The organism is Sagittula sp. MA-2, assembly GCF_030126985.1.
Taxonomy (GTDB): Bacteria; Pseudomonadota; Alphaproteobacteria; order Rhodobacterales; family Rhodobacteraceae; genus Sagittula.
The window spans coordinates 118750-141273 of the sequence record NZ_CP126150.1; the positions used below are offsets into that span (position 1 = coordinate 118750).

25 protein-coding genes are annotated in these 22524 nt (G+C 61.7%); 19 read left to right on the forward strand and 6 right to left on the reverse strand.

Going from position 1 to position 22524, the window contains the following annotated elements:
• Positions 1-9 precede the first annotated feature (9 nt).
• The 10 genes from QNI11_RS26175 to QNI11_RS26220 all read left to right on the forward strand — a co-directional run bounded on the left by QNI11_RS26175 (position 10) and on the right by QNI11_RS26220 (position 10166).
• On the forward strand, positions 10-840 hold the full coding sequence (locus QNI11_RS26175) for an SDR family NAD(P)-dependent oxidoreductase (RefSeq protein WP_088652139.1): 831 nt from the start codon (positions 10-12) through the stop codon (positions 838-840).
• Between the two features lie 180 nt (positions 841-1020).
• Positions 1021-1650: a TetR/AcrR family transcriptional regulator gene (locus QNI11_RS26180; RefSeq protein ID WP_028093929.1), complete on the forward strand. Its 630-nt coding sequence runs from the start codon at positions 1021-1023 to the stop codon at positions 1648-1650.
• A 4-nt stretch (positions 1651-1654) separates the two neighbouring features.
• Positions 1655-3253 carry an acyl-CoA carboxylase subunit beta gene (locus QNI11_RS26185; protein ID WP_088652138.1) on the forward strand — a complete coding sequence of 533 codons (1599 nt, stop codon included), beginning with the start codon at positions 1655-1657 and terminating at the stop codon, positions 3251-3253.
• Positions 3254-3262: 9 nt separating this feature from the next.
• Entirely contained in the window at positions 3263-4057 is a 795-nt protein-coding gene (locus tag QNI11_RS26190) for a crotonase/enoyl-CoA hydratase family protein (RefSeq protein ID WP_088652137.1), read from the forward strand.
• On the forward strand, positions 4054-6057 hold the full coding sequence (locus tag QNI11_RS26195; protein WP_233152265.1) for a biotin carboxylase N-terminal domain-containing protein: 2004 nt from the start codon (positions 4054-4056) through the stop codon (positions 6055-6057). Before QNI11_RS26190 ends, QNI11_RS26195 begins: the two co-directional genes overlap by 4 nt.
• On the forward strand, positions 6054-7220 hold the full coding sequence (locus QNI11_RS26200) for an acyl-CoA dehydrogenase family protein (RefSeq protein ID WP_035366643.1): 1167 nt from the start codon (positions 6054-6056) through the stop codon (positions 7218-7220). The genes QNI11_RS26195 and QNI11_RS26200 overlap by 4 nt, the downstream gene beginning before the upstream one ends.
• A gap of 48 nt (positions 7221-7268) precedes the next feature.
• A complete protein-coding gene (locus QNI11_RS26205) occupies positions 7269-7835 on the forward strand; it encodes a biotin transporter BioY (protein WP_035366645.1) in 567 nt (188 codons plus the stop codon).
• A 201-nt stretch (positions 7836-8036) separates the two neighbouring features.
• Positions 8037-8855: an MBL fold metallo-hydrolase gene (locus QNI11_RS26210; RefSeq protein WP_028093934.1), complete on the forward strand. Its 819-nt coding sequence runs from the start codon at positions 8037-8039 to the stop codon at positions 8853-8855.
• 202 nt (positions 8856-9057) lie between these two features.
• On the forward strand, positions 9058-9294 hold the full coding sequence (locus QNI11_RS26215; RefSeq protein ID WP_154664377.1) for a hypothetical protein: 237 nt from the start codon (positions 9058-9060) through the stop codon (positions 9292-9294).
• Positions 9295-9419: 125 nt separating this feature from the next.
• A complete protein-coding gene (locus QNI11_RS26220; RefSeq protein ID WP_189658333.1) occupies positions 9420-10166 on the forward strand; it encodes a hypothetical protein in 747 nt (248 codons plus the stop codon).
• A 141-nt stretch (positions 10167-10307) separates the two neighbouring features.
• On the opposite strand, the gene QNI11_RS26225 is transcribed toward QNI11_RS26220, so the two are convergent.
• On the reverse strand, positions 10308-10565 hold the full coding sequence (locus QNI11_RS26225; RefSeq protein WP_283984006.1) for a helix-turn-helix transcriptional regulator: 258 nt from the start codon (positions 10563-10565) through the stop codon (positions 10308-10310).
• A 156-nt stretch (positions 10566-10721) separates the two neighbouring features.
• Positions 10722-11042: a hypothetical protein gene (locus tag QNI11_RS26230; RefSeq protein WP_233152354.1), complete on the reverse strand. Its 321-nt coding sequence runs from the start codon at positions 11040-11042 to the stop codon at positions 10722-10724.
• Positions 11043-11186: 144 nt separating this feature from the next.
• Between QNI11_RS26230 and QNI11_RS26235 the strand changes: the two genes are divergently transcribed.
• The 7 genes from QNI11_RS26235 to QNI11_RS26270 all read left to right on the forward strand — a co-directional run bounded on the left by QNI11_RS26235 (position 11187) and on the right by QNI11_RS26270 (position 15742).
• A complete protein-coding gene (locus QNI11_RS26235) occupies positions 11187-11543 on the forward strand; it encodes a hypothetical protein (protein WP_028093938.1) in 357 nt (118 codons plus the stop codon).
• A gap of 43 nt (positions 11544-11586) precedes the next feature.
• Positions 11587-12207 carry a lytic transglycosylase domain-containing protein gene (locus QNI11_RS26240; protein WP_088652953.1) on the forward strand — a complete coding sequence of 207 codons (621 nt, stop codon included), beginning with the start codon at positions 11587-11589 and terminating at the stop codon, positions 12205-12207.
• Entirely contained in the window at positions 12204-12941 is a 738-nt protein-coding gene (locus QNI11_RS26245; protein ID WP_373418477.1) for a CpaF/VirB11 family protein, read from the forward strand. Before QNI11_RS26240 ends, QNI11_RS26245 begins: the two co-directional genes overlap by 4 nt.
• The gene (locus QNI11_RS26250) at positions 12928-13122 is read left to right on the forward strand and encodes a DUF4177 domain-containing protein (protein ID WP_088652945.1); all 195 of its coding nucleotides are present in this window, start codon (positions 12928-12930) and stop codon (positions 13120-13122) included. The genes QNI11_RS26245 and QNI11_RS26250 overlap by 14 nt, the downstream gene beginning before the upstream one ends.
• Complete coding sequence (locus QNI11_RS26255) at positions 13119-13517, forward strand: hypothetical protein (protein WP_088652944.1); 399 nt, start codon at positions 13119-13121, stop codon at positions 13515-13517. Before QNI11_RS26250 ends, QNI11_RS26255 begins: the two co-directional genes overlap by 4 nt.
• 6 nt (positions 13518-13523) lie before the next feature.
• Positions 13524-14603 (forward strand): type IV secretion system protein, encoded by a 1080-nt coding sequence (locus QNI11_RS26260; protein ID WP_088652943.1) that lies wholly within the window; start codon positions 13524-13526, stop codon positions 14601-14603.
• Positions 14604-15178: 575 nt separating this feature from the next.
• Positions 15179-15742: a hypothetical protein gene (locus tag QNI11_RS26270; protein WP_088652941.1), complete on the forward strand. Its 564-nt coding sequence runs from the start codon at positions 15179-15181 to the stop codon at positions 15740-15742.
• Positions 15743-15812: 70 nt separating this feature from the next.
• On the opposite strand, the gene QNI11_RS26275 is transcribed toward QNI11_RS26270, so the two are convergent.
• From QNI11_RS26275 to QNI11_RS26290, 4 genes are all read right to left on the reverse strand, one after another.
• Positions 15813-17828, reverse strand: coding sequence for a type IV secretory system conjugative DNA transfer family protein (locus tag QNI11_RS26275; RefSeq protein WP_283984029.1), 2016 nt, complete (start codon positions 17826-17828; stop codon positions 15813-15815).
• Between the two features lie 8 nt (positions 17829-17836).
• Entirely contained in the window at positions 17837-20164 is a 2328-nt protein-coding gene (locus tag QNI11_RS26280; protein ID WP_283984007.1) for a relaxase/mobilization nuclease domain-containing protein, read from the reverse strand.
• Complete coding sequence (locus QNI11_RS26285) at positions 20151-20744, reverse strand: transposase (RefSeq protein ID WP_283984008.1); 594 nt, start codon at positions 20742-20744, stop codon at positions 20151-20153. Before QNI11_RS26285 ends, QNI11_RS26280 begins: the two co-directional genes overlap by 14 nt.
• Before the next feature lie 565 nt (positions 20745-21309).
• Positions 21310-21516, reverse strand: coding sequence for a hypothetical protein (locus QNI11_RS26290; protein ID WP_283984009.1), 207 nt, complete (start codon positions 21514-21516; stop codon positions 21310-21312).
• A 302-nt stretch (positions 21517-21818) separates the two neighbouring features.
• On the opposite strand from QNI11_RS26290, the gene QNI11_RS26295 reads away from it, so the two are divergent.
• Both QNI11_RS26295 and tnpB read left to right on the forward strand, forming a co-directional pair.
• Positions 21819-22142 carry a transposase gene (locus QNI11_RS26295; RefSeq protein ID WP_283983825.1) on the forward strand — a complete coding sequence of 108 codons (324 nt, stop codon included), beginning with the start codon at positions 21819-21821 and terminating at the stop codon, positions 22140-22142.
• Entirely contained in the window at positions 22136-22489 is a 354-nt protein-coding gene (gene tnpB, locus QNI11_RS26300) for an IS66 family insertion sequence element accessory protein TnpB (RefSeq protein ID WP_259969301.1), read from the forward strand. The genes QNI11_RS26295 and tnpB overlap by 7 nt, the downstream gene beginning before the upstream one ends.
• Positions 22490-22524 lie beyond the last annotated feature (35 nt).

Genomic DNA, 22524 nt, shown 5'->3' on the forward strand with positions numbered 1-22524 from the left:
GGAATTAATATGACTGGAAAACTCGACGGGCGCGTGGCGCTGGTCACGGGCTCGGGCCGGGGCATTGGCCGCGAAATCGCTCTCAAACTCGCGTCGGAAGGGGCCCGGCTGGTGATCAACGATCTGGACGCCGATCCGGCCAATGAAACCGCCGAGGCGTTGCGCGCAATGGGAGCTGAGGCCGTGGTCTGTGCCGGCAGCGTCACCGAAGACGGATTTGCCGAACGGTTCATCAAGACCGGTATGGACAGCTTTGGCGGGCTGGACATCATCGTGAACAATGCGGGCTATACCTGGGACAGCGTCGTTCAGAAAATGACCGACGAACAGTGGCAGGCGATCATCGACGTTCACCTGACGGCCCCCTTCAGGATCCTGCGCGCCGCGCAGCCGGTGATCAGCGCCAAGGCAAAGGAAGAGGCCGCCGCCGGACATGAAGTGTTCCGCAAGGTGGTCAACATCTCGTCAATCGCGGGCACTGGCGGGAATGCCGGCCAGATCAACTATTCCGCCGCCAAGGCCGGCATCCTGGGTGTCACCCGGACGATGGCCAAGGAATGGGGCCGCTACAAGGTCAACGTCAACGCCGTCGCCTTCGGCCCGATCCGCACCCGCCTGACTGAAGGTAGCGCTGATGGCAACAGCACAATCAAGGTCGACGAAAAAGAGATCAAGGTCGGCGTGAATCCCGATCTCCTGTCCCAGATGGAGCGCATGATCCCGCTGGGCCGGGTCGGCACTCCGGAAGAAGCTGCCGGTGCCGTCTATCTGTTCTGTGCGCCGGAATCGAACTTCATTTCGGGGCAGCACGTCATATGTGGCGGCGGTTTCGTGATCTAAAGCATTTGCCCGGAGCCGATAACGGGGTCCGGGCAAGCACATTGTTGTCTGGGCGGCCTCTTGGCGGTCGCCCATGCGGAATTTCCCGCAAACTCCAATCGGGCACGATTAAGACGATTGACTCACTTGCGCTATTGACCTAACAGGCGTTAGTTAGGCGCTGAGGCGAAACGAAGGTCTATGGCACAAAGCACTGCAAGCAAAGTCAACGAGACATCGCGCAGCGCGGTCGGACGGGACGGGGTGCTGGACATTGCCGCGCGGCTTTTCCGCGAACAAGGCTACGGGTCCGTTTCGCTCCGAAAAATTGCCGAGGCCGCCGGGATCAAGGCGGGTAGCATATACTATCATTTCGGTTCCAAGGACGAGATCGTCGCGGCCGTTCTTGATGCAGGGATTCGGGTCGTTCACGCGAGTATGAGAGACGCCATCACCGACCTGCCAGCCGATACCGATGGCGAAACGATCCTGCGCTCTGCGATCCGGGCGCATTTGCGCGCGCTTCTTGATGTGAGCGATTATACATCGGCGAATGTGCGTATTTTCGGGCAGGTGCCGCAATCCGTCCGGGATGCCAACTTGCCCACGCGCAGGGCCTATGAGGCAGAGTGGGACAGTCTTCTGTCCCAGCTTAAGAAAGATGGCACGCTGAAGCAAGACGTCGATATCCGTCGCCTGCGCCTGATGCTGATCGGTACATTGAACGCCACGCTCGATTGGTTCGACCCGGACCGCGGTAGCGCCGATGCGTTGTCACGCACCTATGCCGATGTGTTCCTCAACGGGATACTCCAAAGACAGGATACCTGACTTCATGGCACGTCTTGAAACAGCGGTGCTGACCGCATCAGAGACCTACACCCGCAACCACGCCGCACAAAGCGAGCGCGTCGAAACGCTGCGCGCGCGGATCGCCGAAGCAACGGCTGGCGGCCGCCCCGACATGGTCGCGCGGCATCGCAAGCGCAGCAAGCTGTTGGTTCGCGAACGGATCGACCTGCTGGTGGATACGGGCACTGCGTTTCTTGAGCTGTCGTCGCTTGCCGCCTACGGTCAATACGGGGGCGAGGTGCCCGGTGCGGGAATCGTGACCGGTATCGGGATCGTCCACGGGCTTCCCTGCGTTGTGATCGCCAACGATGCGACAGTGAAGGGTGGGTCTTTCTATCACGAAACCGTGCAGAAACACATCCGCGCCCAGGAAATCGCAGCCGAGAACCGGCTGCCCTGCCTCTATCTGGTGGATTGCGGCGGTGCCTATCTGCCAGAGCAGGACCGGGTTTTCCCCGATGCCCGCCATTTCGGCAATTCCTTTTATCGTCAAACCAACATGTCCGCGAGCGGCCTGCCGCAGATCTCGGCGGTCTTTGGAGGCTGCACGGCCGGTGGGGCCTATATCCCGGCCCTGTCGGACGAAGTCATCATGGTACGCGGCAACGCACGCATCCATCTGGGCGGCCCCTCGATCGTCAAGGTGGCGATCAACGAAGAGGTTGATGGAGAAACATTGGGGGGGGCCGAGATGCATTCGCGCGTCTCCGGTGTGTCTGACCATCTGGCCGAGGACGAGTATCATGCGCTTGCTCTGATGCGCGACATCGTATCCGAACTGGGCCTGTCGCGCCCGATGGGTCCCGATGCAACCTGCGCGCCGCCGGCGCGCAACCCAGAGGAACTGCTTGGCGTCATCAGCGCCGATCGCAAACAGCCCTATGACATGCGCGAGGTTCTGCTGCGCATGATCGACGCCGGCGAATTCCGCGAATTCAAGCCCGGATGGGGTGAGACGCTGGTCTGCGGCACCGCGCGGATTCACGGCTATCGAGTGGGCATTCTCGCAAATAATGGGGCGCTTGTGTCCGACAGTTCGCTCAAGGGCGCGCAATTCGTGTCGATGTGCGATCAACGCAACATACCGCTTTTGTTCCTCCACAACATCTCGGGCTTCATGGTCGGCACCGAAGCCGAGCGCGGCGGCATTGCCAAAGACAGTGCCAAGCTGGTCTATGCCATGTCGGTTGCCAAGGTGCCGCGCCTGTCGGTCCTCTTGGGCGGCTCATACGGGGCAGGCAACTACGGCATGTGCGGACGTGGTTTCGCCCCGAATTTTCTCTTTGCCTGGCCCACGGCGGAACTGGCCACCATGTCTGCCGACATCGCCACAAATGTGATGCTGGAACTGCGCCGCCAGAAAGGGGGCGACCCGGGCAAGATGGAGGCCGACATGAAGCTGATCGAGGAGCAGGTTCGGGCCCAGTATGGTGAACAGTCCGATCCCTATTATGCCACCTCGCGGCTTTGGGATGACGGGCTGATCGAACCCGCGCAAACCCGCGATATCCTTGGCCTGTGCCTGGCCATCGTGACATCGGTGCCCGAAGCCGGTCGCCATACGCCTGTATTCAGAATGTGAGGCTTCAAGTTGACCAATACCTACAACACGATCCTTGTCGAAACTGATGCGCGCGGCGTCGCCACGCTGACGCTCAACCGCCCCGACAAACACAACGCGCTGAATGGCGAATTGATCGCAGAGCTATACGATGCCGCAGAAAAGCTGGCTGCAGATGACGATGTGCGTATTGTGGTCCTGACCGGCGCGGGCAAGAGCTTCTGCGCGGGCGGCGATTTCAACTGGTTCGCCTCTAACGTCGAGAAAACCCGTAGTGAAAGGGTCGCACAAAGCGCCACGCTGGCGCTGCTGTTGCGCCGTCTTGACACGCTGCCTAAGCCCTTGATCGGGCGGATCAACGGCCCGGCCTACGGTGGCGGTGTCGGCATGATCTCCGTCTGCGACTACACCATCGGCGCCGAAGACGCGCGCTTCGGTCTGACCGAGGTCAAACTGGGCCTTCTGCCCGCGAATATATCGCCTTATGTGGTGGCCCGCATCGGCAAGGTGCATTCGCGTGAAACCATGCTGTCAGGGGCGTTGTTCGACACGGTCCGCGCCGAGCGGATCGGTCTGTTGACCGAAGTTGTCGCGCCGACCGACCTGGACGCCACGGTGAACCGGTTGGTGCATGATCACCTTCAGGCCGCGCCGGGTGCCGTGGCCGATACCAAGGCGCTGATCGCCTATGTCGCGTCCCACGATCTGGAGACCAATATGATCTACACCGCCGACCGGCTGGCCGATGCGTGGGAGACGGAGGAAGGTATCGAAGGCATCAACAGCTTCATCAACAAGGGCGTTCCGTCATGGCGGGTGAAATGAGCTTCACCCGCGTTTTGATCGCCAACCGGGGCGAGATTGCCCGGCGCATCCAGCGCGGGTGCCGCAAACTGGGGCTGGAAAACGTAGCGGTGTTCTCAGAGGCGGACCGCGACGCGCCCTTCGTGGCCGAGGCCGATCATGCCGTCTGCATCGGCGGAGCCGCCCCGTCGGACAGTTATTTGAACGTCGAGGCCATCCTTGAGGCCGCGCGGGCGACGGGCGCGGGTGCGGTGCACCCGGGCTATGGTTTTCTGTCTGAGAATGCCGGTTTCGCGGCGGCGGTCGAGGCGGCGGGCCTTGTGTTCATCGGGCCGGAACCCGACGCTATCGCGCGGATGGGCTCCAAGATCGAGGCCAAGGCTGCCGCCGAAGCCGCAGGCGTGCCCGTCCTGCCCGGCTATCGCGGCGAGGATCAGTCCGACGCGCGCCTGCTGCAAGAGGCCGAGGCGCTTGGCACCCCCTTTCTGGTCAAGGCCAGCGCCGGCGGCGGCGGACGCGGGATGCGGCTTGTCTCCGATCTGGGCGACGCACCCGAAGCGATTGCATCTGCCCGGGCCGAAGCGCAGAGCGCCTTCGGCGATCCGGCGGTGTTCCTCGAACGCTATGCGCCCCGTGCCCGCCACGTCGAAGTGCAGGTTCTGGGCGACACTCACGGCACCGTGCTGCATCTGGGCGACCGCGATTGTTCGCTGCAACGCAACCACCAAAAGCTGATCGAAGAAGCCCCCGCCGCCGATCTTCCCGAGGCTGTGCGCGACCGCATGCGTGCTGCAGCGGTGCGGTTGGCGCTGGCGATCGGCTATCGCTCCGCCGGGACGGTGGAATACCTCTATGACCCCGGGCGCGGTGAATACTACTTTCTGGAAATGAACACCCGCTTGCAGGTCGAACACCCCGTGACTGAGGCAATCACCGGCATCGACCTTGTTGAATGGCAGTTGCGCATCGCGCGGGGCGAGCCGCTGACACTGGCGCAATCGGATGTGAAATTCGACGGGCACGCGATTGAAATCCGCATCGCCGCCGAAAACCCGGCCGAGAATTTCCGCCCCGAAACGGGCGAGATCAGCCTTTGGGCTCCGCCCGCCGGCGTGCGGCTCGATACCGGGGTCGAGGCAGGCTCGGTCGTCAGCCACCATTACGATTCGATGATTGCCAAGCTGATCGTCCACGCGCCGGACCGGGCCGGTGCGATCCGTCAGGCGGTCGTCGCAATGGATGCCTTTGCCGTCGGTGGCGTCGGTCTGAACCTGGCCTATCAGCGCGCGTTGCTGACACACCCGGATTTTGAGGCGTTCCGTCACCATACCTCGGGCCTGCCCGAGATGTTTCCAGGCGGCTGGACTGAACCGTCCGCTGATCCCCGGGACATGGCCTTTGCCGCGATGGCGCTGCATCTGCGTCTCGTGCCGGCGGGCGCGTCGCCCTGGGAAAGCCTGGGGTCATGGCGACTCACAGCCCCTGCGAGACAGTCCGGCGCGGCCTTCTATTGGGACACAACCAAAGACGAACCGATCCGCATGAACGGCTCCGGGTCGGGGTTGACTGCCATTCAGCCGGACGGCCAGACCATCACGGTCGAGAGTGCCGCTTTAACAGGATGCCGACTGAGCGGACGCATCGATGGGGTTCCGTTTTCGCGCATCGCTTACGTCGTGCGCGCGCCGAGTCACTGGCGAGTGCACCTGCAAACCCCTGCTGGAATGACCGCGACAGACCTGCGTACGCTGGAAGACCAGCATCTGCAACGTGCCACCGGCGGGTCTGGCGTCGCTGACCTGTTGTCCGCACCCATGCCCGGCGCCGTGGCCGAGGTGCGCGTCGCACTCGGCGACCGCGTCAAAGCCGGTGACACCCTGGTGGTGCTTGAGGCCATGAAGCTGTTGCAAAGCCTGCCCGCGCCGGTCGCGGGCGTGGTGACTGAAATCTATTGTGCACCCGGCGATACGGTCGCCGGGCACGCCCCACTTATCAAACTCGATCCAGAGGAAAACACATGACCAGACAAGACAGCATTACTCAGGTCACCGGCCCGTTCAACGAAGACCTCGAGTTGATCCGCAACCAGTTGCGCCGGTTCATTGAAGCCGAGGTGATCGCCAAGGCCGAGCCTTGGGAGGAGGAGGGCAAGGTACCCCGCGACGTGCTGCGCCGGATGGGTGATCTCGGCGTGCTGGGGATGCGCTATGACGAACAGTATGGCGGCGCGGGGCTGGACGTGATGTCCAGCGTGGTTTTGGCCGAAGAGGTCGGGCGATCCACTTTCGGCGGGTTCTCGGCCACGGTTCTGGTCCACACCGACATGGCCTCGCCGCATCTGGAAAACGCCGGCACGCCCGAACAGAAGGCGCGCTGGATGCCGTCGATCGTCTCGGGCGAAATGATCACCGCCGTTGCTGTGACTGAACCGGGCGCGGGCTCGGACGTGGCCGGCATGCGCACCCGCGCGGTGCGGGACGGGTCGGACTGGGTGCTGAACGGCACCAAGATGTTCATCACCAACGGCGTGCATGGCGATCTCTACTTTGTCGGTGCCAAGACCGATCCCGATGCCAAGGGGTCGCGCGGGATCACCATGTTCGCGGTCGAAAAGGGCACGCCGGGCTTTTCGGTGGGCCGGGCGTTGAATAAGACCGGCTGGCTGTGCTCGGACACTGCCGAACTGATCTTCGAAGAAGTCCGCATCCCGACCGAAAACGTTTTGGGCGAGGTCAACCACGGCTTCTATTCGGTAATGAAGAACTTCCAGAACGAACGCATCGTGCTGGGTGCGATGGCCTGTGCCGAGGCGCAAACCGCGCTGGACATAACTGTGGATTACGTCAAGCAGCGCAAGGCCTTTGGCGGCGCTCTTTGGGACAAGCAGGCCGTGCGCCAGCGACTGGCCGACTGTCAGACGCGGATCGTGGCAGGGCGTCAGCTGGTCTATCACGCCGCCGGTTTGGATGCCGCGGGCCGTGACTGCGTGAAAGAGGTCTCGATGGTCAAAGCCTATTGCGGCGAACTGGTGAACAGCGTGCTCTATGACTGCGTCCAGTTTCATGGCGGTATGGGCTATATGCGCGAAACACCGGTGGAACGCATGTCACGCGATGCCCGTGTGCAGGCCATCGGCGGCGGGGCGAGCGAAGTCATGTTGGAAGAAGTCGCCAAGCGCATGTGAGCTTACTATCCAAAAAAGTAACAATCTACAGAAACAAGGACGAAAAAGATGAATCTGGAAACCACTCAAAGCCGATCAGTCGCAAGACTGACCCGAGAGATCTCGATAATACTCGTCGGCACAATTCTTCTGACAATATCCGCCAAAATCGTGGTGCCGTTCTACCCCGTACCTATGTCTACACAGACCTTGGTTGTCTTGGGTCTGGGTCTTTTCCTGGGGCCGGTGCGTAGTAGTCTTGTTGTTGTGACATACCTTTTTGAAGGTCTGCTTGGCCTGCCGGTCTTCGCAGGCACGCCTCCGGCTCCGGCAGGACTGGCATATATCGCGGGTCCCACAGGCGGATACCTGGTAGGCTTCGCACTTGCAGCGGCGGCTGCCGGTTGGGTTGTTCAAGCACTGCAAGGACTTTGGCCTTCATTCAGAGCATCTGTCGCGGTCTTTTCGGGCTCGATACTCATGTATTGCGCAGGGCTGTTCTGGTTGGGTGGCTTTGTCGGTTATGGCGAGGAATTGCTGAACGCCGGGCTTTACCCATTCCTGATCGGGGATCTGACGAAGGCGACAATTGCTGTAGTTCTGTATTCTGCTTACCATAATCGCCGCGCTGTGTGACTGCCAGCCCAAGACCGTATCAGACTGTTTTAGTCTCATACGGTCTTAGTCCGATATAAGTTGAAATGGTCCGATGCCAGATTTGGTAGGCACCGGACGCCAGCCTGAGGTTTCCGGCGCCATGCGAGAGCAACGCACAAAACTGTGCGAACCGGATTGTTCGCAATCAATAACTGGTCGCACACAATGAAAAGAAGCAGCATGTTTTTCTCAGAGCCGGAGCCTTGCCGCGCGAAGGGAGTCGAATTGGCCCCTGGAATTCTGAGGATCGTCGCGAACAATCCCGGAAAGATGACCTACCACGGGACAAATAGCTACATCATTGATACGCCTGATGGTCGGTTCATAATCGACCCCGGCCCAGCAGAAGACAGTACACATTTCGAGGCAATCATCGAAAATTTGGGGGCCAAACCATCCGGGATTCTGCTCACACACCACCATTCTGATCATTTTGGAGTCGTCCCAGCCCTGCGAGCACGGACAGACGCACCTGTTTATGCCTCACGGGCATTCCCTGACGATGCATTTCGACCTGACCGGTTTCTGGAGGACGGACAGGTCATTGCCGGTCTTACCGTCCTGCACACACCTGGTCACGCGAGCGACCACCTTTGTTTCGCGAGACCTGACGGAGTGCTCTTCACGGGCGACCACGTTATGAGCTGGAACAGTTCGATCGTCAGCCCCCCTGACGGAAACATGCACGACTACTGCGCGCAGCTACAGCGGCTGATTGAGCGCGACGATAGGATCTACTGTCCGGGGCACGGACCTATACTCCGGGATCCGCAACCTTACGTCAAACGGTTGCTTTCCAACCGCATGCGTCGCGAGGCGGAGATCCTCGCCCACCTCTCAAACACCCCGGGTTCGGTCCAGAATATCGCCGCTTCCGTCTACCAGAAAACCGACCCACATATCGCAATGGCCGCAGAACGAAACGTTGCGGCGCATCTGGAGAAGCTGTTGTCTGAGTCGCGGGTGGTACAAGATGGCGGAGTCTGGAAATTAACATAAGACGCGTTATGCGACTAGCAACAAAACATTGAAATCATTTGAATTTCGCCCTCTACCTCCTCCCTGTGGGCGAACCTCTGGCGGCATCGGCTTTGCCGATGCCGCCTCTTTCACCGGGCTAGGATCGGATACGGCCGGTGCGTAGCGAGACGCTCTTGCAGCCAATCAATCCTTAAGAAAAAATGAAGGTACACAAGAACCAGTGAGTGTTAACAAGGAAGAAGCGGCTCCGGTCGCTCGACTGATCTGTAGTCGCATCAACCGGACGGTTGGCTGGGTTTATCGGTGGAACACGTCCGAGCTGTCGATCCTCTGGATCGGCGCCGCCCGCACCGCAGACCACATCGATCCACCTCTGCGCCCGGACATGCTTGCAGCTGCACAGGCCGTTACTTCGGATGAGGTAACACGCTTCCTGGAAAAGCTGTCGCGCGGGTGAACGATCTCATAATAGTCGCTCCATGTGCGATCGGCGGAATAATAGCGACAGACAAATTGACCCCCAAACAATAGTATATTATTGCAGGGTGCAGATTCGACCGTCAGCCGACTGAGTTCCTCGTCATGCGCAGTTTTCTTCGTCATTTTGCCTTCGCAACGATTGTGAGCACGGCTTCCCTCTTCGGCGCCTCGACCAATGCGTCGGCCCAGACCTACCCGATCGATTGCGCCATCCTACTCTGCCTCTCCGGCGGCTGGCCGGCATCAGAGCCCTGCTCCCGGGCGCGTGCAGAGTTCATCCGCCGGATCACGCCGTGGCCTGTCGAGCCCCCGCTGCAGATCTGGCGTTGCCCCATGGGGGCCTCCTTCAAACCTGAAGACGGTCCCGGTCGCACTCCGCGTGTCTTTGACATCCTCTTCTCCAACGCTGCTCCTCTGCCTCAGAGCCTTGCGGAATCTGACCCCGAGAAAGCTGACACCCTCTTGCCCGTCGTCCTGCGGTCGCAAGGTGTCCACCCCCTACCCCATCCTGACGGGTTCGCATTGCATCTGATCCAGGACCGCGCAGACATCGACATTAGTGGACCGGACTTCAATTTCGTCCGTTCTATCCGTGTCTACGATGTGCGTTACGCACGCCAAAACGAGTCCCGTGACAGCGATTGCAGCCGTTACGAATCCGTCCTTATCGGCACCTATGGAATCCAGGGCGATTTTTCCTGGTCTCGTTCGTCCGTCGCGGCGTTGCCCGAGGCCCATGTCGGCTTGGAACGTTGGGGCGATCATTGTCCCTCCATCTATCACCGCTCGGTCTTCGTCGACTGGCGCGACTACGAGGGCAATTACGGGTTCGAGCAGGTGAATTACTGAGCCGTTTGCCTCTGCGCCAAACCTGTACCAAAGACCGTGCATCGCAGCGCCCCATAACAATTCGTTTTTATCATTGCCCTTCGGTCCCACCGGGGCTTGATCTCGTCATACCGTCCGAGGCGACAAGCCAATCGCCTCGTCCTAAATCCGGTGATCGAGTTCCGTCGCCGCCTCGGCTGCCGCCAATAGCGTAACCGCATCGATCTGCAGAGCACGAGCGAGTACGATCAACTCAACCACGTCGACCCTACGCTCTCCGCTTTCCAGACGGGCGACGAAGGACTGGTGACATCTCAGACGCAAAGCGAGCTCCGCCCGCGTTAAACCAGCCACCTTCCGCGCCGCAATCAAAGCGTCGCGAAGTGCCTCATGTCCCGAACTCCTGATCGTTTTCGCCACGTGTCACAAACCTCTTGTGACAGGGCTAATCTACTTTATAGATTATCTAAAAAGTGGATAATGGGTATTTACTTGATGATAGAGACTCCGAATTGCTCGCCGCCGATACGGACGGTTATCACAAGACGGCGGCCCTTCGAAAAGGTCGCGGCCAATTCACTCGTCCATCAACTCCAGGAAACGCCCGTAGTCCTGGCTCACCTCCCGCGCCTCTTCGAACGCCCGGGCGCGCTCAACTTCAAGGCACCGAAAGTAGCTTTGGATGTCCTGGATGTAGAGTTCAAAGTCGCTGCGGATGAGATCGGCATAGTCCCGCGCGACTTCGGAATCGCTCGGCACGAACGGCCTGGGCGGCGGCAAACAGGACGTGGCGAAGGCTTCGCCCGCAAGGCACGCGACCATAAGTATAGCTTGTGTCATGGCCGACACGCACAACCTGAGGGCGTCTAAACCCCATATTTTCTTGATCAAATGCATGGGAACTGTCTATTCGTTAATTGAGCAAGAATACGCTTGTCGCATCAAAAGTTTATCTTGTGCGTCAATACTATATCATCGTATGACTTGGCTTCAACACCTGAAGCCCGGTCATTCGCCCTATTGGAGAACGTGATCCGGGTGATGGACCTAGAAAAAGAAGCCCCGAATGTGGTCACCGAACCCAGATTCCGCGATCTGGTCGCCAGCGGCTATCGCGTCGAAGTTGTCTGCAAGGAAGACGCCTTCAAGAAAGGCCCCAACTGGCATGGGGTCTGGATCATGCGCGCCGTCAGCGACGACGGAATCGAGAAACTTCTGGTTACGGCCAGGACCCGGACCTCGCGCAACGACATCAAGATCCGCGAAATCAAGACCGTCACCGGGGTCATCTCCTTCCTGCAAGGAATCGGTTTCTCACACGCCGACGTGCCCTTGGAAGAGGGCAAGCGGACGGTTCACAAGCTCTCCAGCGAAGAGATGGCTGCCAGCCGGGCTTAGCCTCCTTTTCTTTTCCTCCCTGGGCTTCCCGGCATCGGCAGACATGGTCCTGGTGATGGCGGGGGACGGCTCTCTTTCGCCGTCACGCCCCCAGGAACGGTTCGCGCGCAACTACAATGACGGGGTCGGCGTTGGCTCGACCTCAGACGGGTTGCGCATCTTGGGCGAAGAAAGCCGCTCCGAGGGACGTGAAGGGGTGCGCATCGCGGCCTTGGCCCCTCGCGCGCTCACACCACGCCCGGATATCCTCGCCGCGATCGAGGAGACCGGACTGCGCTACGCGAGCCACCCTGGGCTCCGTGCAGCCGATATCACAGTCACGGACTGGCTCCACCTCTATCGCGCCAATATAGAGATCGAGAGTGCGTACAATCCGAACGCCGTCTCCCATGTCGGGGCGGTCGGTCTCGGGCAGTTGATGCCTGACACCGCCCGTGCGCTTGGCGTTGATCCCAACAACTGGCGGCAGAACCTCGATGGCTCCGCGCGCTACCTCGCCCTGATGTTGACGGAGTTCGGCGATGCTCGTCTTGCGCTGGCCGCCTACAATGCTGGGCCCGACGCCGTGCGCGAGCATTCCGGCATTCCCCCTTACCGAGAAACCCAAAACCACGTCCAGCGGGTGCTGGCCGTCTTCAACCGGCTGGAAGGAGCGTCCCCATGAAGCCATTGACGAAATCCCTGATCACCCTTGCCGCTCTCCTCATCGTTGCGGCAGAACCGGCCCTGGCCCAGAGCATCGACCTCTCAACACGTTTCCTCTATGGCGAAGAGCGCAAGCTCGAGGAACTGCGCCAGGAGAAAAACCGCGCGCTGCGCGAGGTCGTTGCCGCCGGTGACATCTACGCGGCCATCCGCTTCTGCGTGGAGAGCAAGCTCAACATGATCGTCTCCGGCGGCACCTCGACGGGCAAGACCGTCGCGGCGCGCAAGATCCTCTCCTACGTTCCCGATGAGGAACGGATCGTCACCATCGAGGAAGCCGCAGAGCTTCTCCCCGCTCAGCCGAATGCGGTTACCCTGATCGCCAACCGCGACGCTGAATTCCAGTCCGCCGACGTGCTCCTGACCGCGACGCTGCGCATGCGGCCCGACCGGATCATCCTCGGCGAGGTCCGCGGAAAGGAGGCCATGACCTTCCTCGAGGCGATCAACACCGGCCATGGCGGTTCGATGACAACCCTCCATGCCGAAACCCCGCAGCTCGCCGTCCAGCGTCTCGCCATCGCCGCGCTCAAGACCGAGATCCCGATGGCCTACCAGGACATGGTCCAATACATCGAAAGCTCGATCGATGTGATCATCCAGGCGGGCCGCGAGGACGGCCAACGCGGCATCACCGAATTCTACCTCCCAGGAACCGATCTCAGCGGAGGCATGACCCATGAAGCGGTTTGAATACCAGATCATCACCTATCCGATGGACAAGAAAACCAGCCTGATCGCGATGCAGGACGATCTGAACGCACGTGGGAAAGAAGGCTGGGAAGTCGTATCGGTCAGCTCGTCAGAGTTCGCGAATATCGGGCATACGGCGTTTCTGAAGCGCGCCATTCCCTACGAAGGCGGCACATCATGAGGGCCGCCCTAATTGCTTTTTTGATTGCAGTTCCAGGACTGCCAGCAACCGCTGAGAGCAATTTCGTCCCGTCCCTCGACAGCGAACCGGATGTCTGCACTGAACGGCCCGCAGAGCCGGACTGGATGAAAAACATCGGCGTGCGAGAGGCCTACAAACGCGTGTTGGTCCAAGACATCTATCGGGCTCAGAATCTGGAACGGATCGTCGAAGCAGGCTCCTGCGCCTGCGACATTCGCTTTCCAAGCTGGGAAGCTGCGGAAACCGTGTTTCTCGAGCGCTTCGCCGCCGCCGAACGCTGGAAGATGCTTGAGGCTTCGGACAGGTACAACCGGCGCGCCAACGCTGTGAGACCGGAAGCGATGGCAATCTGCGAAGCCGAGGGCAACTGGTAGCGAATTATGAGCGTCGTCACCTACTTCGTCGAAACCTCGCAAGGCTACCTGGATTCCGCAGCCGAGACCCAGTTTGGCGCGGTGGCAGCAACGGTGGGCACTATGCTCGTTCTCGGGACGACGCTTGTGGTCATTCTGGTCTGTGTGAACATGATCTACCAGTACCGTGCCATGGACGGGCGCACTGCTTTCTGGCTCGCGGTGAAGGTCGGCCTCATAGGGGTGTTCGCGACAAATTGGGTGCAGTTCAACGCCTTCTCTTCCGCCGTGCTGAACGGAATCGACAGCATCGCCGGATCGCTTGTCGCCTCGGTCGGCGGCGGCACGCCCGGACCGTCGGGGACCTTCGCCGAGGAATTCGACCGGCTGATCGCCGAGCTTGGCGAATACCTGAACGCTGCTGGCTCAGAACTGAACTGGATGGCTGGTGCATTGCTTGACGTTCTTGGCGTGCTACTTCTCTCGATCCTTGGCGGGCTCGCGGCGTTTATTCTCGTGGCATCCCGGCTGATGATCGCGCTCCTGATCGGGATCGCGCCGGTCATGATCTTCCTCACCCTCTTCGAGGTGACCAAGGACTATTTCGCCCGCTGGCTTTCGGCGCTGGTGTCCTTCGCGCTTTATCCGATTGTTGTCGCCGGTGTCTTCGCAACGATCACCGGTGTAAGCGCCGCGCTCATCGGCGAACTCGGCGATCCCGAGGGCGCTTCCAATATCGGGGCGCTCATCCCCTTCTTCATGATGGTACTCATGGCCAAAGGGTTCATCATTGCCACGCCGTTCATTGTCCGATCCATCTCGGGGAACATCATGATGCCAGCACTCTCGGCAGGCCTTGGTGGAGCCTACGGGTTCGGTCGGGCGCTTGGGGGCAGCCAACAAGCTTACAATCGGTATCTGATTGGTGGGGCAAGTGGTGCAGAATACGCAGCACTTCGTGCGCGGCAGTTCTTCGGGGTGCAGACAATGCCGCAGAGGCCGGGTGTTAGCCAAACCGTTCCGACGAACCCTGACACTGGTTCGAGCAGCACAGGTGCGCGAATGCTGGCACAGTTGGCCCGCCTAAGCAGGCTGGGCCGAAGGTAGCATTGACCGTCAAAGGCTTCACCAGCGGGAACATGTTCTCTGCGAGCCCATACCTTTGCCTTCAGCAGAGCTCACGGCAAACTGCCTGAACGGATTTACCTTGGCACCATCTTGCCATGTCCGGGTGAAGTGGAACGGCATCCGCGCCGGTGTTGCTGTCTGGGACGTCTATCCTGTATCCCCTTCTTACATCAAAGCATTTGACGGCAAGCTTCCTTTGGGAAATTGCCGGTAACGGGCAGTAAATTGCCGCGATGTTCTCGTTGAATTTTTAACTTGTCACTTGACAATTTAAGAGGGTGGAGTATCTAAGGTGCCAAGGAAGAAGCACACATCAAAGGAAATCGAGGCCGTCATCCAAGAGCTCGAAGAGCTGGGATGGGACCTTATTGAGGGAAAAGGGCACGCGTGGGGGATCCTCCGATGCCCGGCCAACGATAAGGATTGCCGCTGTGGCGAGTTTTGTCAGATGTCTGTCTGGTCGACCCCGAAGAATTCACAGCAGTTCGCGAAAAGGATCCGACAGAAGGCTCTGGCATGCGTAAAGCTTCAGAAGAACGACGAAGGTAAATCCGATGGCTGAAGAATTCGAATTCGAACTGGTCTTTGCGCTCCCCGACGGGGAGCACGATGCGTTTGCGCTCTCCGACGCCATCTATGAGGCGGGTTTTGAAGATGCGCTCGTGGGTACCGGTCACGCCGGTCTGCTGGGTGTAGAACTGGAACTTGAAGGGGATGAGGCCGAGAGCGCGATCCTTGAAGCGGCGCGGGCGCTGATCAAGGCGTTGCCGCACGGCACAGTCCTGCGCGAGGTCCGTCCCGACCTGGTGTCTCTCGCGGATGTCGCCGAGAAGCTCGAGGTGAAGCGACAGGCGCTCCAGCAGCGCAAGATGCCCCTCCCAGTTGCGGGTGGCCTCTACCGCATCGATGAAATGATCGAGGTTCTGATGGAGGCCTCAAACCCGGCAAAGGGGCAGCGTCGTCCGCGTTTTAACCTGGCTTCCGCCGCGAAGTGGTTTCGTGCGGGCCCCGCGGCCCGCAGGGTGAACGCTCAGTTGACGATGCGTGAGATCGACCCTGCGACGATTGAGCGAGCCCCTCGACCAGAGCGCGACGATCCTGGTTTTCTTCACCCGTGACAATGGTCGACTCAAGGGCGTGGCCACAAGACGCCATCGCAACATTCTTTCGTGTCGCCCGCATGGCGGCTTAGCCAAGCCCGAATTTCTCGCCCGCCTCGCCGACATGTGGTTCCGAGCCGGACATCTCCGCCTCCAACCGCTCGAGATCACTCACGGCGTCCTGTACCCGGACGACATCGTCTTCTGTCGCAGCCACCACCTCCAGATCTGCTTGCCTCCCGAACTCCATCTCCAACTGCCGCTGATCGTCCGCAAGAACAGCGGCGCGACCGCGCCGAGGCGCTTGAGCCGAACCGGGATCAATGGGTGAGTTTCCACCGGGTTCCGTGATCCCCATCCTGGCCTCAAAATCGCGTTCCGTCAGACCTGACCCACGCGGAGCCGAAGGCATCGCCCGGACACTCAGAGGCAATTCCCCCATCGGAGGAACTGGGCCTTTAGGAAACGGCAGATCCCCCTCCTGCGCCGCGTGGATGCCTTTGAAAAACGGATCCTCGTAGTAAACAACCCGCTTCGCCCGGACCGGCATCTGCGCGTCCACGACCACCACAATCTCATCAAGCGGCAGACGTCGCGCCTCATCTTCCGGCAGGAGTGCGACCTCTTCTGTCCGCTCGGACTGGCTGCGTCCTTCGAACGGGTTCTTCCCGACCGCGCGGGAACGTGTGACCACGGTCTTCGTGGTCTTGCCGACGGCCTTGCTCAACTCCTCGACGGTCTTTTCGTCCGAGGGCGTCAGGTAGAGCTTGATCCCGGCATTGCCCTGCAAGGCGCGCCGCGTGTTCTCGCCGTAGATCTCGTCGATGGCCGGGATGGTCTGGGTGACCACCGCGAGATGCCCGCGATAGGCGCGCAGCACTTCGATGCTCTCGGCCACGATCGGCATATTTCCGAGCCGATTGAACTCGTCGAGCATGATCATGACCGGCCAGGGCTCGTCCGGACCCGGCTCCTTGTCCTGAAGCGCCGACAGCAGGTCCGAGAAGAAGAGCCGGATCAGCGGCGCCAGCGGTTTCACCATGAGGGGTTGGACGACGAGATAGACGCTGAAGGGCTTCTTGCGGATCGTCCGGAAGTCAAAATCTGAGGTCGCCGTCGCGTCATCTATCGCCGGGTTCTGCCACTGGTCCAAGCCGGACGTCATCAGGAGCGAGACATAGGAGGTCAGCGTGTCGTTGTTGGTCGAGGCCAGCCGCGTGAATATCAGCCGCGCCGCGGCGTTCTGGACCTCGTGGGCGCGCGCGAGATATTCCTTCTGCTTCTGCCCGCCCGAAGCGGCGATGCGGTAGATCTCCCCGAGCGTCGGTCGGCGGCGCTGGAACGCGAGTAGCCCGGCCGCGACGAAGAGATCGATCCCGCCCTTCAAAAGACCTTGCACCCGGTCGTTGTCGTTCTGCAGGAAGAGCGTGGCCAGGAGCTGCAGCTCCATCTGCTGGCGGGCCGGGTCTTTGAGCTCATAGATGCGCAAGAGTGGATTGTAGCGATGCGTGCGCCTGTCCTCCCAATCCGTGGGCGCGAAGCGGAACACCGCGTCACCCTGTGCCGCCCGGTGGCGGGCCGAGGCCTCGAAGCATTCGCCTTTCACGTCGAGCACGACCGCCGAGCCCTGCCAGCTCAGAAGGTTCGGAATGACGAAGCCGGTGGTCTTGCCGCGCCCGGTCGGCGCCACGATGAGCGCGTGCGGGAAGGTCCGGGAGCAGAGGAACGGTGCTCGGGAGTTGGGCTTGCCCAGCTTGCCGATGACAAAGCCGGTGCCGGGCGCGCCGAAGAAGCCATTCCGCTTCATCTCCCTCCGGGTCTGCCAATGGGTATAGCCGAAGCGAGTGAGGGCCGAGCCCGACATCGCCAGGCTCATCATGAGGCCCGCCACCCCGGCCCCGCCCATGATCAGGTTGATCAGGCGAAAATCATCGGGGCGGGCGGCCCCGATGGCGCGGTAGTTCTGGGCGATATAGAAGAAGTCGATCTCGGCCCGGAAACCCAGATCCCGGAACGTCACGACGGCCGAGGCGATGACATAGCCGATCGCGATAGCGACCAGTGTGACCAGCGCGACGCCGAGGGCGAGGCGGCCCTTCCCCACCCCTCCCATCAGTGCGTCTCCCCGCGCTCGGTCTCGCCGTCGACAAGATCGGCGCGGTGGAGCTCGAACTCGCGGTCGGCGATCTCCTCGACGACGACACGGGTCGCCTCGCTGTTGGCGGTGGCCGCGTCCGACTGGAGATAAGTCTTGGCGGCGTAGAGCCGGTCGAGACGGTCTTCGATCTGGGACTTCAGCACGTCGACATCCCCGTCCCGGAGCCGCTCGATCTGCGCCGCGTCGAGCTCGCGCTCGACGGCGTCGCGGTAGGTCAGTCGCTGACCGTCATCCTGGAACGGCGACTGCAGATTGCCGGCCCGTTCATGGTCGACGACCCGCCGGATGTCCGGATCGGCGATCGGTGCCCCCTCGACAGCGTCCCCCTCGCGCGCGTCCGAAAGCCGCCCGTCGCGCAGGTCGAGCGCCACCTCCCGCAACTCGTTGTCGCGGCGGACCTGGTTGAGGGCCTCGGTGTCGCGCAGATCGGTGACGGAAGCATAGGTCGCGCCAAGCCCGCGGGCGAGATGCGACGGCATATCGGGATAGCGCGCGCGGAACTCGTCCGTGACGGCATCCGCAACGGGGGTCCGCGCGTCGCGACCTTCCATGATGCGGTCAACCTCGCGGGTGATCTCGCGGGCCCGGGCCTCGTCGGTGATGCGCTCCCGGTAGGGCTCGGACCGGTCGATCACGTCGCCCGGGCGCGCGAGCAGTTCGGGATGCGCATCGAGGTAGCTGCGTTGCTCTTCTTCGATACGCCGCTCCGCGCGGGAGACGATCTCCCACTCCCGCGCCTCGATCTGGTCTTCGGTCAGACCTTCCGAACGCATGTCCTGGCGGATCGTGCGCTCCATGTCCTCAGTGGCGTCCCGATGATAATGGACTTTCTCCGTCACAGTGCGATCTTCCACGACACCGTCTTCGCGCAGGACCCCTGCCCGCTCCAGCGCGACACCGAGCTGGACATGGGCCCGATTGAGGGTCTCGCGCGCCGTCTCCAGATCCGCGCGGCGCTCGAGGTTGAGACCGTCCCTCTCCGCCACCCGCGCCAGATCGTCAGCGATCCATTGCCGCTCGAGCGCCGCGTTCTGCGCGCCCGTCTCCATCCGCGCGACGACGACGGACGAACTGATCCCGGTCCCGCGCAGCGCGGTGTCGACCTGCGCCCGCACCTCGGGGTCGCGCAACCGGTCGAGCCGCGCCGCATCGATGTTGGTCTCGGAATAGACCCCGCCCTCCGAGGGCTTCTCGGTCAGTGTCACGGAGCGCAGCCCCAAGGGCTGCATATGCGCGAGCCGCGACTGGATCTCGTTGAGGCTGCGCTCGAGCCTCGGCCGTTCGGTCTCCGGCTTCGCATCAATCATGCCCTGGACGCGCGCGACCTGATCGGCATAACGGGTCCGCAGATCCTCGAACGATTGCTCCTCTGCCATGTAGATGCCTCCTTCCAAATTCAGCTTGCCGCCCTTGGTCAGAAGCTCTCCGGACCGGAACAGCGCATCGGCGATGTCCTCGCGGTTGTCCGCAGAGGCCTCGGCGGCAAGCGAGTGATAGATGATCCGTGTATTGGCGATCTCTTCGAGGGCGCGATCAAGATCGGCCCCGACCCGTGGCCGCGGTTCCGCGGCCCGCCCCTCAACCTTGGCCGCATAGACCTCGCGGGGGCGCGGCGGGTAGTGCACGACACCTCGGTCGAGCCGCCGCGTGGCCTCCAGACGCACGCCGAATTTCTCGGCTTCCTCGACCATGGCGAGGCGGAAATCGTCGTAGTTGAACCGGTGATCCCGGCCCAGGAAGAAGAACTCTCCCTCCTGCGATCGGCGGTTCAAAACTATATGGGCGTGCGGATGGTCCCGGTCCTCATGCACGGCAATAATGTAGTCGAAATGCCCCTCGTCCGACTGGAAGAACCGCTCCGCGACATTGGCGGTGATGTCACGAACATCCTCACCCCGAGTGCCGATCGGATAGGACATGAGCATGTGGGTCGTCTGCCCGAGCTTGGGCTTGAACCCCGCACTCCAGCGCTTGGCGAACCGCTCCGTCAGGTCCTTGATCTCCGATCCCTCAAGCCTCGTCTTCCCATCCAGGAACCCGCTGCTGTCCACGATATGCGAGGACTTCGTGGTGAGGTAATCGAGCTGGTTCATCAGCTGCGATTTGGTATGCGTGCCACCGCCACGGATCGCCTTGAAGACCGCTGCACGATGCCCAGCTGCGGCCCGCACGAGCTGCCTCTGCCGGGACGCCTGCAGCCCCTGCATCGAGCCCCGGATGCGGCTCCAGCCATCCCGGAAGATCTCTCCGGTGACGTCATGGACGGCATCATTCAGCCGCATGGGCGAACTCCCTCAGAGCGGCAGTGGCGGCGAGCCGCATCCCATCCCGACGACGGCGCAGCAGCAGATCGATCTCGTCAGCGGAATCAAGGATGAACCGCGCCAGCCCACGCATCTGCGCGAGGCGCAATTCGGACAACTCTGCGTTCGCTGCGGAGCCTTCGCCCTGCTCCGCGCGGCTGGCTTTCACCATCTGCTTGGCGATCTGCACCACGCCGTTGCCGACCTCGTGCAGGGAGGCCCGGTAGCGCGCCATCTCAGCCGCCAGCTGCGCGTCCGGAACGAAGGTTCCCCCCGCCGCCTGGATCAGCCGCCGGACCCCCTCCGTGCGGGTCTCGATCCCCGCCGCCGCCAGGACCTCATCCAGCGCCCCAAGCTCTTCAGGGGTCAGTTTCACCGTCACCGCGGCCGTCGCCACGGCCGCATCCTTCTGGCGTTCTTCGTCCGCCTTCAACGTGTACTGGATGGCCCGCGGCGTGACCCCGAACCGCTCCGCGAGCACGGAAGTCCCCACACCTTCTCCGGCCTCACGGACAATCTCCGCCCGCTCCGTCTGTGTCAGTCTCTTGGTCCGGCTCATGCGAAGAAAGCCCCCCTATTTCCTGCCACCTTCATTCAAGGTCGCTCTCATCATACGAAACTATATTTAGAGGTCAATGCAATATTATTGTAGATTGCCCCCCTGGCGACCTTGAATTCCGCTTCGAGCCGAGCACCACAGGTGTGAGGCCCGGCCCGAAGGGCCCAGAAAACCCAACCATCTCCAACCGCACCTCGGCCGCCCGTTGTCATGCCCGCGCCCGAGGGTCTGGCCGAACACGGACCCGTGTTCGGACGGAAGCGAGGGGCGGCGCATCTCTTCACCGACGGGGCTGGCGGACAGGGTCAAGGGCGGCCAGATTTGGCCCGCCAAATCTCTGCCGGAAAAACCGGCGGGCGCAGCCCGACTGTTATTCCGGATGGCCCCCTTGAGGCTGACCGGCAGACCTGTTCCAGGCAATCTCTGATATCCCCCGTCAGGACCGCTCGCGGTCCTGCCACCCTCCCGGGGACACCGGCCGAAGGCAGGGGTTCCCGGTCCTGGCGCAGCCTTCCCTGAAACCGGGAAAGGGCCGCCCCTAGGGCGGCCCATCCTCGTGGGAGGATTACTCCTGCGGCTCCTTGGAGCTCGGCGGGAACATCACCAGCTCCTGGACCGCGACGGGGAAGTCGAGCTTGAGGCTGAAGAACTCCGAGCCGTCCCCGTTGCGGGTGTTGCGGAACATCGCGCCGACGCGCTGGAAACGGGTGCGTTCATTGCCGTCGTTGTCGGTGAACTTGACGGGAACGGTGGCGACGTAGTGGTTGGTCATTTGGGTCTCTCCTTTTTGCGATAGGGATCACCCGGCACGGGGGGCAAGGGAGGTCCGCAAACACAAATGCGGAGGGTCCGCGCGCCCCGCGCGTGGAAACCGTATTTGTGTTTGCCGGAGCGTGAGCGGAGTAAGCGCCGTCTGGACCCCACGTTGCTGCTGATGGCTTCGGCTGCGAGGTGATCTCCATCTCATGATGGGGAGTGCGTTTCGCAATGTGCGCTACAAATTCGTTTCTCAAATCGCTGGGGGTCGAGATCTATGCGTCGGGTCACCGCCGTTGGCCGGATGAGGCAAAGGCCTTGGCTGTCTCGATGACCCTGGAGGCTGGTGCCACGGTGAATGCCGTGGCGGAGCGGTTTGGCATTCTGCCCAATCAGCTCTCGGCTTGGCGACGAGAGGCCAAGCAAGGCAAGCTTGTGCTGCCTGCGGCCGAAGTCGAGGAACCTGTCTTTGCACCTCTCGTCGTTTGCGAGGTCGCCGAGGAGGAAGCGCATCCGAAGGTAGCATCGCAGGCGGCCCCGATCAGGATCATTCGGGGTGCTGTCGTGATCGAACTCGCGCATGACATCCCCGCGGCCCGCATTGCCGAGATCGTCCATGCGCTGGAGGCGCATCCATGCTGATGCCCTCGCAGGGCGTGCGGATCTTGGTGGCGACGAAGCCGGTCGACTTCCGCAAGGGGCATGACGGTCTGGCGGCGCTGGTCCAGTCGACGCTGGCCGAGGACCCGTTTACCGGCACCGTCTTTGTCTTCCGCTCGAAGCGGGCCGACCGGTTGAAGATCCTGTTCTGGGACGGCAGTGGGCTCGTGATGGCCTACAAACGACTGGAAGAAAGCACCTTCACCTGGCCCGCGATCCGCGACGGGGCCATGACGCTGAACCGGGCGCAGTTCGAAGCCCTGTTTGCCGGGTTGGACTGGCGTCGGGTGCGGTCTCTGGAGGTGCGACGACCGGCTGTGGCAGAGTGACTCGGCCTCGGGAATGCCCGGGCATCGGCGCCCCG

What these genes read in the sequence shown, in the direction of transcription:
- QNI11_RS26235 (WP_028093938.1), top strand. Translation starts at nt 11,187, where the DNA reads ATGGACCTAGAAAAAGAAGCCCCGAATGTGGTCACCGAACCCAGATTC.
- QNI11_RS26210 (WP_028093934.1), top strand. Translation starts at nt 8,037, where the DNA reads ATGTTTTTCTCAGAGCCGGAGCCTTGCCGCGCGAAGGGAGTCGAATTG.
- QNI11_RS26285 (WP_283984008.1), bottom strand. Translation starts at nt 20,744, where the DNA reads ATGAGCCGGACCAAGAGACTGACACAGACGGAGCGGGCGGAGATTGTC.
- QNI11_RS26240 (WP_088652953.1), top strand. Translation starts at nt 11,587, where the DNA reads ATGGTCCTGGTGATGGCGGGGGACGGCTCTCTTTCGCCGTCACGCCCC.
- QNI11_RS26280 (WP_283984007.1), bottom strand. Translation starts at nt 20,164, where the DNA reads ATGCGGCTGAATGATGCCGTCCATGACGTCACCGGAGAGATCTTCCGG.
- QNI11_RS26260 (WP_088652943.1), top strand. Translation starts at nt 13,524, where the DNA reads ATGAGCGTCGTCACCTACTTCGTCGAAACCTCGCAAGGCTACCTGGAT.
- QNI11_RS26290 (WP_283984009.1), bottom strand. Translation starts at nt 21,516, where the DNA reads ATGACCAACCACTACGTCGCCACCGTTCCCGTCAAGTTCACCGACAAC.
- QNI11_RS26255 (WP_088652944.1), top strand. Translation starts at nt 13,119, where the DNA reads ATGAGGGCCGCCCTAATTGCTTTTTTGATTGCAGTTCCAGGACTGCCA.
- QNI11_RS26175 (WP_088652139.1), top strand. Translation starts at nt 10, where the DNA reads ATGACTGGAAAACTCGACGGGCGCGTGGCGCTGGTCACGGGCTCGGGC.
- QNI11_RS26250 (WP_088652945.1), top strand. Translation starts at nt 12,928, where the DNA reads ATGAAGCGGTTTGAATACCAGATCATCACCTATCCGATGGACAAGAAA.
- QNI11_RS26180 (WP_028093929.1), top strand. Translation starts at nt 1,021, where the DNA reads ATGGCACAAAGCACTGCAAGCAAAGTCAACGAGACATCGCGCAGCGCG.
- tnpB (WP_259969301.1), top strand. Translation starts at nt 22,136, where the DNA reads ATGCTGATGCCCTCGCAGGGCGTGCGGATCTTGGTGGCGACGAAGCCG.
- QNI11_RS26220 (WP_189658333.1), top strand. Translation starts at nt 9,420, where the DNA reads ATGCGCAGTTTTCTTCGTCATTTTGCCTTCGCAACGATTGTGAGCACG.
- QNI11_RS26245 (WP_373418477.1), top strand. Translation starts at nt 12,204, where the DNA reads ATGAAGCCATTGACGAAATCCCTGATCACCCTTGCCGCTCTCCTCATC.
- QNI11_RS26270 (WP_088652941.1), top strand. Translation starts at nt 15,179, where the DNA reads ATGGCTGAAGAATTCGAATTCGAACTGGTCTTTGCGCTCCCCGACGGG.
- QNI11_RS26195 (WP_233152265.1), top strand. Translation starts at nt 4,054, where the DNA reads ATGAGCTTCACCCGCGTTTTGATCGCCAACCGGGGCGAGATTGCCCGG.
- QNI11_RS26185 (WP_088652138.1), top strand. Translation starts at nt 1,655, where the DNA reads ATGGCACGTCTTGAAACAGCGGTGCTGACCGCATCAGAGACCTACACC.
- QNI11_RS26200 (WP_035366643.1), top strand. Translation starts at nt 6,054, where the DNA reads ATGACCAGACAAGACAGCATTACTCAGGTCACCGGCCCGTTCAACGAA.
- QNI11_RS26205 (WP_035366645.1), top strand. Translation starts at nt 7,269, where the DNA reads ATGAATCTGGAAACCACTCAAAGCCGATCAGTCGCAAGACTGACCCGA.
- QNI11_RS26230 (WP_233152354.1), bottom strand. Translation starts at nt 11,042, where the DNA reads ATGCATTTGATCAAGAAAATATGGGGTTTAGACGCCCTCAGGTTGTGC.